Consider the following 12,490-nt stretch of genomic DNA (forward strand, 5'->3'; position numbering starts at 1 on the left):
AAACCAGTAGACTTATTAACCGTAAGCGCGCAATTGCGTAAAATGGAGAAATTAGAACCTTCTGGTGGAGACCATTACTTAGTTCAATTATCACAATTAGTAAGTTCTACAGCGCATATTGAATTTCACGCAAGAATCATTTTGCAAAAGTTTATTCAGCGCAGTTTGATCAAAATTTCTACTGAAATCATCAATGATTCTTATGAAGAATCTACTGATGTTTTTGACCTACTCGATAAGGCTGAATCTAAGTTATACGAAGTTACTCAAGGTAACATACGTAAAAGTACAGAAACTGCGATGGATCTCGTACGCCAGGCAAAGGAACGTATTGAAGAAATTGCAAACCGTGATGGACTTTCAGGAATACCATCTGGCTTTACAGATCTGGACCGTTTAACGAGTGGATGGCAACCATCTGATTTAATTATCATTGCTGCACGTCCTGGTATGGGAAAAACGGCATTTACTTTAAGTATGGCTCGTAATATCGCTGTAGGAAGTAATACTCCAGTGGCATTTTTCTCTCTTGAGATGAGTTCAGTTCAATTAATTACTCGTTTGATTTCTTCAGAGACAGGATTAAGTTCTGAAAAGTTACGTACTGGAAAATTAGAACCACATGAATGGGAGCAGCTTAACGTAAAAGTAAAAGACTTAGAACAAGCTCCTATTTTTATAGACGATACGCCATCGCTATCGATTTTTGACTTACGTGCAAAATGTAGACGACTAGCCTCGCAGTATGGTATCAAGTTAATTATGATTGATTACTTGCAATTGATGACCGCGCAAACAGGTAATAAAGGTGGAAATCGTGAACAAGAAATTTCTACTATCTCACGTAACTTAAAAGCGCTTGCCAAAGAACTTGAAGTACCAGTTATCGCACTTTCACAGTTATCTCGTGCCGTAGAATCTCGTGGAGGATCTAAGCGACCTTTACTATCTGACCTGCGTGAATCTGGAGCGATTGAGCAAGATGCAGATATTGTTTCATTTATCTATAGACCAGAATATTATGGTCTTGAAGAATGGGATGATGACGACCGTAGCCCTACCGCTAATCAAGGTGAGTTTATCGTTGCAAAACACCGTAACGGTGCGACCGATTCTATAAGATTGAAGTTCTTAGGACAGTTCGGTAAGTTTGATAATCTCGATCAGTTTTTCGGTACTCCAGAAGAATTTGGTTCAAAGATGAATGCAGCAAATGACGACACGCATAAACCAGATCCATTTGATACTCCTAAAGCAGGAAATCCAGGTGATGCTTTTGGAATTCCTAATGATGATATGCCTTTCTAAGTAGCGGCTTTTAGCATTTCTTTAAATTTTTGGAACTCGTTTTTCATAGAAAACTTGGTTTGATTATTGTTCCTCATCTCGCACCCAATTCTTATATTAGTGCATTGCTAGTATATTAAAGCGGTTGGTTGTAATTCCGCTTTCGCGAAAGCGAGAACTCCATAAATCTAAAGAATGTTTAAAAGATATATTTTACTCCTCTTATTTTGTGCAAGTGGGCTATTTGCACAAGCTCAATATTTATTCATACCCATGGATGCCGAGACTCAGGCAGACCATTTAAAAGCCTACGGAATCTCCTATTGGGTGCTGGAAAAAGGTACCAAAGTCAAGTGGTTGCTTAATTATCGCGGTGGCTCCTTTCTCCTGCCTAACGTAGAAGAAATCAAGAAAGAATTGATCGTGAGAGGCGTGAGCTTTGAGGAAATGACCGAAGGCGAAGTAAGTACGATACTAGAATTAGTAGCCAGTCCATCACAAAATATGCAAGAAGTATTGCTAGAAAAAGCACCTAAAATTGCAGTTTACACGCCTACTGGAAAATTACCTTGGGACGACGCGGTTACTATGGTACTCACCTATGCCGAAATCCCTTATACAAAAGTTTACGATGAGGAAGTGCTTACCGACCAGCTTTTACTATACGACTGGTTGCACCTGCATCATGAAGATTTCACCGGACAATATGGTAAGTTTTACCGCAGTTTTAGAGCAGCACCGTGGTACATTCAAGAAAAAAAAGAAGCCGAAGAACTAGCGCAAAAACTAGGTTACAGTAAGGTAAGTGAGGCAAAACGAGATGTAGCGCTCAAGATTAGGGATTATGTAGTAGGTGGAGGATTTATGTTTGCGATGTGTAGCGCGACAGATAGTTTTGACATCGCACTAAGTGCTGAAGGAGTTGATATCGCAGAGCCTATGTTTGATGGTGATGCTAGTGATCCTGGTTACCAGAATAAAATAGATTATTCTAAGACTTTTGCCTTTACAGATTATACACTAGAACGCTCACCGATGGTGTATGAATTTAGTTCTATAGATATGACCACAAAGCGTAAAATTAAACGAGAACTAGATTACTTCTCGTTGATGGATTTTAGCGCAAAATGGGATCCTATTCCTACCATGCTCAATCAAAATCATACCAGTCTGGTAAAAGGTTTTATGGGACAAACGACTAGTTATGATCGTGATGAGGTAAAGAAAAACGTATTGGTTTTAGGAGAGAATAGATCTAACAAAGAAGCCAAATACATTCACGGCATACGCGGTAAAGGATTTTTTACTTTCTACGGCGGTCACGATCCAGAAGATTACCAGCATAGAGTAGGAGATCCACCTACAGAATTGAGCTTGCATCCTAACTCGCCAGGATACCGATTAATTTTAAATAATGTATTGTTTCCTGCCGCGAGAAAGAAAAAGCAGAAGACTTGATTTAAGGGATCGAGAACTCCAAAATAATCGAGAATGCTTACTGGATACTGAATAAATTTGTGTTTTAAGCTTTTATATCAATTTCCTTGTGCGTTATTGCGTCGCGCGCGTTTTTACTAAGCTTTTGCAATGCGAATAGAGTTCAAACAGACTCTAAGTTTCATGCAATGCAAATGCGCGGGACTTTGATACTCATGTTATTGAGCCTGAATATTTGTATTTATTTAGCGTGCAGTTTCAAATTATAATTTGAATAGGGTATTTATTCCCGCTTTCGCGAAAGCGAGATCAACAACAGCTCATTTTTAAATTAAAATCAATAGCTGACAAAAGTCATCGTTTGAAGCTTGCATGTACTTCTAAATTTGTACCATAATAATTAAAACAATAAGTTATGAGTACTGCATATTTAAAATTACAAAAAGACTGGCAAGAACATTTTATGCTTTATGCTTCTACCGCGATTATCGTTTGTACCTGTCTAGGTGGTTTAACAGTTATGTCTATTTTTCAGAATGGTAGTGGTATTTTTCATTTCATTCAGATTTTTGCAGTAGTTATATCTTGTACCACAGTTCTTGCATCTATTTTAACCGTTCAAAAGCCTGCTCTAGTTTTAAAAGCGGTGATTGCAAGTGTGAGTATTTGCACTGTTTTAGCGATTTTTAATTTTATATTTTAAAATATATGTGTGACTCGCTCATTTCTAAATATAATGTAGCTGGACCACGATATACAAGCTATCCTACAGTTCCTTATTGGGATCAGGATAGCTTTTCTGTTTCTAGCTGGAAAGATTCTCTTCAAAGGAGTTTTAAGGAAAGTAATACCAAAGAAGGAATAAGCCTTTACATTCACCTACCATTTTGTGAAAGTATGTGTACATTTTGTGGTTGTAATAAGCGCATTACAAAAAATCATAAGGTAGAAATTCCTTATCTAGAATCTGTAATAAAAGAACTCAGACTTTACGTAGCACTTTTTTCTGACAAACCTAGAATCAAGCAAATTCACTTAGGTGGAGGAACACCTACGTTTTTCTCTTCATCAAATTTAGAATATTTGATTAATGAGATTTTCAAATTAGCTGATCGTGCTGAAGATGTAGAGTTTAGCTTTGAAGGGCATCCTAACAATACGACGCTCGAGCATCTAGAAACATTACATCAACTAGGTTTTAATCGAGTTTGTTATGGAGTTCAAGATTATAATTTATCGGTACAGATAGCCATTAATCGAGTACAACCTTTTGAAAAGGTGCAAGCTGCTACAAATAATGCAAGAAAGGCTGGATATACATCTGTAGGGCATGATATTATTTATGGTTTACCCTTTCAGACTATTGATAATGTTGTTCACACAATTGAGCGTACTATAGAGCTTTTACCAGATCGTATTGCATTTTACAGCTATGCGCATGTGCCATGGATTAAAGGAAATGGGCAACGAGGTTTTAAAGATGAAGACCTTCCTACTGCTGCGGTAAAAAGACAGCAATACGAGATAGGTAAGAGGTTGCTTGATGAAGCTGGATATGTAGAAATAGGTATGGATCATTATGCGCTCAAAACCGATTCTCTATATCAAGCCCAACAAATCGGAACTATACACCGCAATTTTATGGGGTATAATTCTAGCAATACCCAAGTGATGATAGGGCTAGGAGTATCTTCCATAAGCGATTCTTGGTACAGTTTTGCCCAAAACGTAAAAAACATTGATGAGTATCAAAGTCTAGTAGAAAAAGGCGAGTTACCGGTTTATCGAGGACATTTATTAACTGAAGAGGATTTAATTATACGCAAACATATTTTAAACTTAATGTGCAGGTTTGAGACTTCATGGCAAGATGATGACCTATACCTTAATGAATTACCAGACGTGCTATTGAGTCTTATTGAGTTAGAAAAAGATGATCTAATAGAAATAAGAAGTAATCAGCTCTTAGTAACAGAAAAAGGACGTCCTTACGTTAGAAATGTTTGTTTGCCTTTTGATTTAAGATTGCAACGCAATAAGCCAGAGACTCAGTTGTTTTCAATGACCGTTTAAAGAATGTGATAACCTATTTAAAGGCAACAAAAAAAACCTCCTTGAAAGCGCAGCTTTCATGGAGGTTTTTTCTTACTCGATTCGAGTAAATAGTTATGGAGTTTTTAGTATAAAGTTTACTCGCTGTCTTTTGCTTTTCCTTTATCGCTGTTTGCCATATTATAAACGATCCAGGCCATTGCAATACATACTATTGCAAACACGCCTATTATTATAACGCCCATGCCCCAATTTACTAAAGGAAGTGATGTTGTTAAATTCATAATTTTATATTTTAGAAGTTGATTTTAATGACAGTCGTATTGTGATGAAACTTGCTCCACCGTTACCATATTTGAAGGAGATAGATATGGGATATTTAATCCCAAACCTCTCAAAATAAACAATATACCTATAGCTACTACTACATACGGTACCGCTTTGAGAATACGTTGTTTAACTTTGCCTGTTAAGAAATTACCTAAATAGATGGCAGTAGTCATTAAGGGAACTGTTCCCAGACCAAATAACGCCATATATAAACTACTTTGCAATGGCTCACCTAGAGCAATAGCTCCAAAAACGGCCATATATACCAGCCCGCAAGGAAGAAGTCCATTAAGAAAACCTATAATAAAAAAAGTTTCTGGATCTTTCTTCTTAAGCTCAGCTCCTAAAGCACTCTTCACTTTACTAACCAGTTTATAAATAGGTCTTGTAAGACTGTATTTACTAGTGATATGCGTAGGTGTAATAATAGTCAAGATCATGATAATCCCTATGGCAATGGATAGTTGCTGCTGTATTCCAAAAAAGTGAAAGGTATTACCAGCGATCCCAAACAAAAGACCTAACAAAGAATAGGTGAGAATCCGGCCAAAATGATAGCTTACTAATTGTAAAGTTCTCTTCCACCGGTTTACACGATCCAGAGGAAGCATAAATGCAATAGGACCGCACATTCCCACACAATGGAAACTACCCAATAATCCTAATATGATGGCAGCGTATAACATTAATAGACTATTTCTTTTTTGTACAAATAGTTTTTACCTTCATATTGAAAGTCTATGGTGATATTCCATCGACCATCGATAAGGTTCTTTTTAGGTATTACTACTTGAGAGTTTGTTAAATCCATAGGTATTTCAAAATCCAATTTCTGGTTAGAAGGTCGGTATAACGCTATTTTACCAGTAGAGTTTTCATTAGTCAACTCTGTCGGGAATTTTAATAACCAGCCATCTTCCGTCTTTTGACCGCTTATTTTCTCGTTGAGTCCATTTAAGTTTTTCTCGGCATCTATTTCAGTTTGATATACCATTTCTTTAGCATAATATTCTTCAGTTACAAGATCGTGACTGTAATTTTTATCTACGCTCATGGTAATCACCATGTATAGTATAAACCCCATGAATGCTAGCATACCTAACACAATTCCTTTACCCCAATTCCATTTCATGATGTTGTATTTTTAATAAGTTCCTTTTTTCTATTTAATTCTTCTATCATCAATTTTGCTTGACAAGAAGGATTTTTTCCAGGTTGTCCGTTTTGGCAACCGTTGCAGCAATCGTCTTTTTCTTTTGATTTCATATGTAACCTTTTTAAGTATCTCGCTTTCGCGAAAGCGGAACAACAACTACCACCTCAACTCGTACTAGAATCTTGTGGCTAATTAAAGCTACGAGGTCCTAGAAATGCTGTTGTAGTAGTCTCAATCAAATCACCATCGCTATAAATTCCTATTTCTACGCGATCTTTATCACCACTTAAAGCACGAGAATCTATTTCTATAAACAAGGTTCCTTCTGAAAGGCCTTGTCCTTCTACAGTAAATTTATCTTGAGAAACCAGTTGAATTGTTCCTTTATGAGAAAGTAATTTGAACTCGATATTTTCAATGTTATCTACCGTTTTATTGACTAATTTATAGGTGTAGACATTGCTGATGTTAAATTCACCTTTGTGTTCATAAAGTTGGCCAGGTAGTCTTAATATATTAGCTTCTATATCATTACGTAAGAATAGCATCCCGATTAAAACTGAGGTTAAAATTCCTAAAACGACTATGTATCCTTTAAGCCTAGGAGTGAGTTTAAATTTCTCTTTTTTCTCAATATTATCTTCACTGGCGTAACGTATTAATCCTTTGGGTAGGTTAACAGCTTCCATCATTTTATCACACGCATCAATACATGCAGTACAATTGACACATTCTAGTTGCGTTCCATTACGGATGTCTATTCCAGTAGGACAGACCGTTACACAAGCAGAGCAATCGATACAATCTCCTTTTCCTGTTAAGGCGCGCTCTTCATTTTTCTTAAATTTTGCGCGGCCTTCTTCTTTTTCACCTCTTTTATGATCATAGGCAACGATAATAGATTTATTGTCCAGTAACACACCTTGAAGCCTACCATATGGACAGGCAATGATGCAAACCTGCTCTCTAAACCATGCAAAAACGAAGTAAAAAACACCGGTAAATATGAGCAGAGAAATAAATGTGCTGAGCTGTTTTATAGGTCCATCTGTGATGTAGCGCAACAGTTGATCGCTACCAATTAAATAAGCGAGAAAAATGTTTGCTATTAGGAAAGATATCACAAAGAATATGAACCATTTGAGCACTCGCTTTCTAATTTTTTCTGCATTCCAAGGCATTTTTGCCAGACGTATTTGTTTCCCTCGATCGCCATCGATCCAGTACTCAATACGTCTAAAAACCATTTCCATAAATATGGTTTGCGGGCAAACCCATCCACAAAATAGTCTTCCAAATGCGACTGTAAACAGGATGACAAAAACTACTCCAGTTATCATCATAATGACAAACAAATGGAAATCTTGCGGCCAGAATGGGAATCCAAAAATATTGAACCTACGTTCTAATACATTGAACATTAAAAACTGATTACCGTTAATTTTAATAAACGGCGCAGCAAATAGAAACGCAAGTAAAATATAACTTACATACTTGCGGTATTCATACCATTTGCCATCTGGTTTTTTAGGATATACCCATGCGCGCTGTCCTTCTTTGTCCAGCGTTCCTATCGTGTCTCTAAAGTTATCTTTTTCTTGCTCTGCCATTTTTATACTCGTTTAAGATTCTTGCATAAGAAGAAAAAGTGCATCTTCATAAGCCTCGACAGAATGTGTGACATCAAGTGGTATGTCATAACTGTCATAGACAGCTAGTCTTCTACTTTCTGTCTCAGTATTAAAATCAATCTCTCCTTTTATAACCATAAGCTTTGCTCTGTAAGGAGCTTTATGTTCATCGAGAACTGCACCACTTTTCATACCTATTGCAATTACTGATGATCCATTTGCATGGAAAATATTTTTTATAATAGGAGATTCTGAGTGTATGGATGCTTGTTCTATCTCGTTGAGTGTCATGATTGCTTAATTATTATCTAGTGCAACTTTGAGCTCTTCTATTTCTACCTCTGGATGATCTAGAGAGTCTGTAATAATCTCATTGATTTGCTCTTCTACTTGAGGTGTATCAGGATCGGTCCATATTTCACCTTCAGCTGCTTTTGGCTCTGCAGGAGTAGTTCCTTCAAATCCTAAAACATAGCTAGCTACTTGTGCCATTTCTAGAGGTTTTAAATCTTGCTTCCATGCAACCATACCTTTACCAGATCTACCACCTTCTGATATGGTGTTAAAGACATTTTTAATGCCGCCACCCAGTATCCAGTATCTATCAGTAAGATTAGGTCCTATCCCGCCGCCGCCATCGGCCTTATGACATGCCACGCAGTTAGATTGAAAAATGGCTTTACCAGCATTAATATCTGCTGCATCAGTTAGCAATACTACTGTGTTCACATCTACAAGGTTTTTGGCTGTTTTTTTCCATTCATCAATCTCTATTTGAGCTGCTGCAACTGCTGTTTCATATTCTTGTTCTTGATCATAATCATCAAAAACTTCAAATCTTACTAGATAAATGACTGCAAATAGGATGGTAGCATAGAACATATAAACCCACCATGGCGGTAAATTGTTATCTAGTTCTTTTATTCCATCATAATTATGATCGAGTATGATCTCATGTTCTTGTTCTATGGCTTTGCTTCCTAGAGATTTCTTGTAAATATTTTTGATCCATTTGAATTCGTTCGCTTTCGCGAAAGCGAGATTCTCATCATACTTTTCCCTTGCCTCAGGCTTGAGACTTGCATATAGGACTCTACTTAGCGCTCCTAAGCTCGCTTCACCTGCTATATAAAACAAGATAATGACACCATAAACTACCCAAAGCCATGGCAAGTTTTCAAATGCTGTAGCCTCTTCGGTAGTGCCTATCCAATTAAAGAAAAAATAGGATAGAACAGCAAAGGCAATTGTTCTTATAAATGATGCTGTATTATTCATGTCTAGTGGTCTTTATTTGTTAAAGCATCATCACTTAGTGGGATGTTGCTTACTTCTTCTATATGATTCTTTTTGGCAGTGAAAACCCACCAGAAAAGCGCTGTAAAAAAGAAGAAAAATATAAGTAGTGATATGATGGGGTAGATCTCTACGCCATCTATGTTTTCTAGGTTTCCTTTTACAAATTTTAACATCGTCTTATTCGTTTAAGTTGGTTACTGATCCATCTGCATTTGTGACTTTGATATCGGTACCTAATCTTTGCAGGTAGGAAATGATTGCCACAACCTCTCTATTGCGCATTTCTACAAATGGCAAGTTGTTCTCTTGAGCATATTGCTTATCTGCTTCATAAGTTTTTGCAAAGTCAGGATCGTTATAAAGACTTTTTTCTATTTGAGTTCCTTGCTCTGTCATCGATTCTTGTGCACGATCAATTTCTTCTTGAGTGTATGGAACGCCTAGACTTATCATAGCATTCATTTTTGCTTCTGTATCAGATTTATCGAGCTCATTTTTAATAAGCCATTTATAAGAAGGCATTATAGAACCTGATGAAGTACTTTGTGGATCATAAAAGTGGTTGATGTGCCAGTTATCACTGTATTTTCCTCCTACGCGCATTAAATCTGGGCCGGTACGTTTGCTGCCCCATAAAAAAGGATGGTCATATACATATTCTCCTGCTTTAGAGTATTCTCCATAACGCTCTACTTCACTCCTAAAAGGACGTATCATTTGAGAGTGACATCCTACACAACCTTCACGTATATAGATATCTCTTCCTTCTAGTTCTAATGGAGTATAAGGTTTAACACTAGAAATAACGGGAACATAGTCATCCACCATTAATGAAGGGATAATTTGTACCATTCCACCTATAAGGATCGCGATGGTAGCAAAAATGGTAAGCTTTACAGGTCGTCTTTCTAACCAGGTGTGATAACCTTCTTTTACAGTACGTTTACTAGTCACATTTGATAAAGCTGCAGCTTCAGCAAGTTCATCAGTAACTTTACTACCAGCACGTGCTGTCATGATCATGTTATAAACACCTATTAAAGCTCCTACTATAAATAAACTTCCACCTATTGCTCTCATCCAGTACATAGGCATGATTTGAGTTACGGTTTCTAAGAAGTTACCGTAAGTAAGCGTACCATCTGGATTAAATTGTTTCCACATAGAAGCTTGTACAAATCCAGCAACATACATAGGTAATGCATATAGGATTACACCTAATGTCCCTATCCAGAAATGAGTATTTGCTAGTTTAATAGACCATAGTTTTGTTTTAAACAGTCTAGGAACTAACCAGTACACCATACCAAATGTTAGGAAACCGTTCCACGCAAGAGCTCCCACGTGCACGTGTGCAATAATCCAGTCACTGAAGTGTGCAATGGCATTTACATTTTTAAGAGAAAGCATAGGTCCTTCAAATGTTGCCATACCATAACCAGTAATAGCTACTACCATAAATTTTAAAACAGGATCTGTACGTACTTTATCCCAAGCGCCCCTTAAGGTTAATAATCCATTGATCATTCCACCCCAAGATGGTGCGATTAACATTACAGAAAAAGCAACACCTAAATTTTGAGCCCAATCTGGTAAAGCAGAGTATAACAAGTGGTGAGGTCCAGCCCAGATGTAAATAAAAATTAATGACCAGAAGTGAACAATAGAAAGTCTATAAGAATATACTGGTCTATTTGCCGCTTTAGGAACAAAATAGTACATCAATCCTAAAAATGGTGTAGTTAAGAAAAAGGCAACTGCATTATGACCGTACCACCATTGTACTAAGGCATCTTGTACACCAGCATAAGCAGAATAACTTTTTAAAGCGCTTACTGGTAACTCCATACTGTTTACTATATGTAGAACAGCTACGGTAACAAATGTTGCTAGATAAAACCAGATAGCCACATACAGGTGACGCTGTCTTCTTTTAAGTATTGTACCAATTAGATTTGCTCCAAAAGCTACCCAAATTAAGGCAATAGCGATATCAAAAGGCCACTCTAACTCTGCATATTCTTTAGAAGTTGTGTAACCTAATGGCAATGTAATTGCAGCACCTACAATAATGGCTTGCCAGCCCCAAAAATTGAGATTACTCAACCAGTCTTTCCACATACGCGCTTTTAAAAGACGCTGTGTAGAGTAGTAAACACCAGCAAATATAGCGTTTCCTACAAAGGCAAATATCACTGCGTTAGTATGTAACGGTCTTAAGCGACCATAACTTAACCAGGAAACTCCATCGGTTAGGTTAGGGAATAGGTACATGTACGCAAGTAAAAGCCCAACGCTCATACCTATCACACCCCAAAACAATGTTGCGATGATAAATTTGCTTACGATTTTATTATCGTAATAAAACTTTTGTACTTCCATAATTATTTAGGTTGTTGATTTAAATTAATCGATTGTTGTTTTTCTTTAGGGTTTTCTTTTATCAATTCATCATCAAATAGCATTCTAACTGATGGAGTATAAGTATCATCATATTGTCCCAGTTTTACCGAGAAAATAAATGCTGCGAGAAATAGTAGAGCTACAACAACACTTATTGCGAGAAGCATATAAATAATATTCATACCGTTTGAATTATTGGGTAAAATTAGAATCTGTCTGTAAGGGAAAAGATGACTTTTGTCAGCTTTACATTTTATTTCAATTTTCTACGTAAAAAATAGGTAATCACTGTTGTGAAGATCACGATGCTTATGGAGCTTAAGGGCATTAAAATAGCAGCAACTACTGGCTTGAGATTTCCTGTAAGTGCAAAGCCTAGTCCTATCATATTATAAAAGAAGGAGAAAATAAACGCATATTTGATAGTTTTTAAACCTTGTTGAGCAACAGTTAAAAACGTACTTATATCGCTAAATCTGGAAGCGTCTAGAATACCGTCACATGCTGGAGAGAACACATTAATATTTTCAGAGATTGTGATACCTACATCGCTTTGCGCCAGTGCACCAGCATCATTAAGTCCGTCACCTACCATGAGTACGGTCTTACCAGCACGCTGTTGATTTTTGATATAATCTAGTTTGTCTTCAGGTTTTTGATTAAAAAGCAACGTAGTGTTTGCCGGTAAAATACTTGCCAGATGTTCTCGTTCACCATCATTGTCGCCAGATAGAATCGCAATTTTAACAGACTTCTTCAACTGGTTAAACACGTCTTGAACACCACTGCGATATTCATTGTAGAATATAAAACATCCTTTATATACATTATTAGAGGATACATGAACTGCCGTGTTTTGCATAGTATGAATAGTAGCGCCCTTTGAAGGAGATCC

General features: G+C 36.9%; 15 protein-coding genes. 4 read left to right on the forward strand and 11 right to left on the reverse strand.

The window, feature by feature from the left end; all coding sequences use genetic code 11:
* The 4 genes from dnaB to hemN form a co-directional block, all read left to right on the forward strand.
* Window positions 1-1,308, forward strand: a 1,308-nt coding sequence (gene dnaB / locus A9Q93_RS12765; RefSeq protein ID WP_303687788.1) for a replicative DNA helicase, incomplete at its 5' end; no start/stop codon positions are given.
* A gap of 174 nt (window positions 1,309-1,482) precedes the next feature.
* On the forward strand, window positions 1,483-2,745 hold the full coding sequence (locus tag A9Q93_RS12770) for an asparagine synthetase B (RefSeq protein WP_303687789.1): 1,263 nt from the start codon (window positions 1,483-1,485) through the stop codon (window positions 2,743-2,745).
* 394 nt (window positions 2,746-3,139) lie between these two features.
* Window positions 3,140-3,427, forward strand: coding sequence for a hypothetical protein (locus A9Q93_RS12775; RefSeq protein ID WP_303687790.1), 288 nt, complete (start codon window positions 3,140-3,142; stop codon window positions 3,425-3,427).
* A 5-nt stretch (window positions 3,428-3,432) separates the two neighbouring features.
* Entirely contained in the window at window positions 3,433-4,797 is a 1,365-nt protein-coding gene (gene hemN, locus A9Q93_RS12780; protein ID WP_303687791.1) for an oxygen-independent coproporphyrinogen III oxidase, read from the forward strand.
* Window positions 4,798-4,913: 116 nt separating this feature from the next.
* Here the strand turns inward: hemN and A9Q93_RS12785 are convergent, their stop codons facing one another.
* The 11 genes from A9Q93_RS12785 to A9Q93_RS12835 all read right to left on the reverse strand — a co-directional run.
* Entirely contained in the window at window positions 4,914-5,060 is a 147-nt protein-coding gene (locus tag A9Q93_RS12785; RefSeq protein WP_303687792.1) for a hypothetical protein, read from the reverse strand.
* A 24-nt stretch (window positions 5,061-5,084) separates the two neighbouring features.
* On the reverse strand, window positions 5,085-5,792 hold the full coding sequence (locus A9Q93_RS12790; RefSeq protein WP_303687793.1) for a sulfite exporter TauE/SafE family protein: 708 nt from the start codon (window positions 5,790-5,792) through the stop codon (window positions 5,085-5,087).
* Complete coding sequence (locus tag A9Q93_RS12795; protein WP_303687794.1) at window positions 5,792-6,238, reverse strand: FixH family protein; 447 nt, start codon at window positions 6,236-6,238, stop codon at window positions 5,792-5,794. The genes A9Q93_RS12790 and A9Q93_RS12795 overlap by 1 nt, the downstream gene beginning before the upstream one ends.
* The gene (locus tag A9Q93_RS12800; protein WP_303687795.1) at window positions 6,235-6,372 is read right to left on the reverse strand and encodes a hypothetical protein; all 138 of its coding nucleotides are present in this window, start codon (window positions 6,370-6,372) and stop codon (window positions 6,235-6,237) included. The genes A9Q93_RS12795 and A9Q93_RS12800 overlap by 4 nt, the downstream gene beginning before the upstream one ends.
* A 78-nt stretch (window positions 6,373-6,450) precedes the next feature.
* Window positions 6,451-7,872, reverse strand: a complete 1,422-nt coding sequence (gene ccoG / locus A9Q93_RS12805; RefSeq protein ID WP_303687796.1) for a cytochrome c oxidase accessory protein CcoG — start codon at window positions 7,870-7,872, stop codon at window positions 6,451-6,453.
* Between the two features lie 12 nt (window positions 7,873-7,884).
* Window positions 7,885-8,184, reverse strand: a complete 300-nt coding sequence (locus A9Q93_RS12810) for a hypothetical protein (protein ID WP_303687797.1) — start codon at window positions 8,182-8,184, stop codon at window positions 7,885-7,887.
* A 6-nt stretch (window positions 8,185-8,190) separates the two neighbouring features.
* Window positions 8,191-9,171 (reverse strand): cbb3-type cytochrome c oxidase N-terminal domain-containing protein, encoded by a 981-nt coding sequence (locus tag A9Q93_RS12815; RefSeq protein ID WP_303687798.1) that lies wholly within the window; start codon window positions 9,169-9,171, stop codon window positions 8,191-8,193.
* Between the two features lie 2 nt (window positions 9,172-9,173).
* The gene (locus tag A9Q93_RS12820; RefSeq protein WP_303687799.1) at window positions 9,174-9,365 is read right to left on the reverse strand and encodes a CcoQ/FixQ family Cbb3-type cytochrome c oxidase assembly chaperone; all 192 of its coding nucleotides are present in this window, start codon (window positions 9,363-9,365) and stop codon (window positions 9,174-9,176) included.
* A 4-nt stretch (window positions 9,366-9,369) separates the two neighbouring features.
* Window positions 9,370-11,574 (reverse strand): cytochrome-c oxidase, cbb3-type subunit I, encoded by a 2,205-nt coding sequence (ccoN, locus tag A9Q93_RS12825; RefSeq protein WP_303687800.1) that lies wholly within the window; start codon window positions 11,572-11,574, stop codon window positions 9,370-9,372.
* 2 nt (window positions 11,575-11,576) lie between these two features.
* Window positions 11,577-11,777, reverse strand: coding sequence for a cbb3-type cytochrome oxidase assembly protein CcoS (gene ccoS, locus A9Q93_RS12830; protein ID WP_303687801.1), 201 nt, complete (start codon window positions 11,775-11,777; stop codon window positions 11,577-11,579).
* Between the two features lie 71 nt (window positions 11,778-11,848).
* A partial coding sequence (locus A9Q93_RS12835; protein ID WP_303687802.1) for an HAD-IC family P-type ATPase occupies window positions 11,849-12,490 on the reverse strand: 642 nt, incomplete at its 5' end.

Source organism: Nonlabens dokdonensis, from assembly GCF_002162835.1.
Lineage (GTDB): Bacteria > Bacteroidota > Bacteroidia > Flavobacteriales > Flavobacteriaceae > Nonlabens > Nonlabens dokdonensis_B.

What these genes read in the sequence shown, in the direction of transcription:
- ccoN (WP_303687800.1), bottom strand. Translation starts at nt 11,574, where the DNA reads ATGGAAGTACAAAAGTTTTATTACGATAATAAAATCGTAAGCAAATTT.
- A9Q93_RS12770 (WP_303687789.1), top strand. Translation starts at nt 1,483, where the DNA reads ATGTTTAAAAGATATATTTTACTCCTCTTATTTTGTGCAAGTGGGCTA.
- ccoS (WP_303687801.1), bottom strand. Translation starts at nt 11,777, where the DNA reads ATGAATATTATTTATATGCTTCTCGCAATAAGTGTTGTTGTAGCTCTA.
- ccoG (WP_303687796.1), bottom strand. Translation starts at nt 7,872, where the DNA reads ATGGCAGAGCAAGAAAAAGATAACTTTAGAGACACGATAGGAACGCTG.
- A9Q93_RS12810 (WP_303687797.1), bottom strand. Translation starts at nt 8,184, where the DNA reads ATGACACTCAACGAGATAGAACAAGCATCCATACACTCAGAATCTCCT.
- A9Q93_RS12800 (WP_303687795.1), bottom strand. Translation starts at nt 6,372, where the DNA reads ATGAAATCAAAAGAAAAAGACGATTGCTGCAACGGTTGCCAAAACGGA.
- A9Q93_RS12790 (WP_303687793.1), bottom strand. Translation starts at nt 5,792, where the DNA reads ATGTTATACGCTGCCATCATATTAGGATTATTGGGTAGTTTCCATTGT.
- A9Q93_RS12795 (WP_303687794.1), bottom strand. Translation starts at nt 6,238, where the DNA reads ATGAAATGGAATTGGGGTAAAGGAATTGTGTTAGGTATGCTAGCATTC.
- A9Q93_RS12785 (WP_303687792.1), bottom strand. Translation starts at nt 5,060, where the DNA reads ATGAATTTAACAACATCACTTCCTTTAGTAAATTGGGGCATGGGCGTT.
- A9Q93_RS12815 (WP_303687798.1), bottom strand. Translation starts at nt 9,171, where the DNA reads ATGAATAATACAGCATCATTTATAAGAACAATTGCCTTTGCTGTTCTA.
- A9Q93_RS12775 (WP_303687790.1), top strand. Translation starts at nt 3,140, where the DNA reads ATGAGTACTGCATATTTAAAATTACAAAAAGACTGGCAAGAACATTTT.
- A9Q93_RS12820 (WP_303687799.1), bottom strand. Translation starts at nt 9,365, where the DNA reads ATGTTAAAATTTGTAAAAGGAAACCTAGAAAACATAGATGGCGTAGAG.
- hemN (WP_303687791.1), top strand. Translation starts at nt 3,433, where the DNA reads ATGTGTGACTCGCTCATTTCTAAATATAATGTAGCTGGACCACGATAT.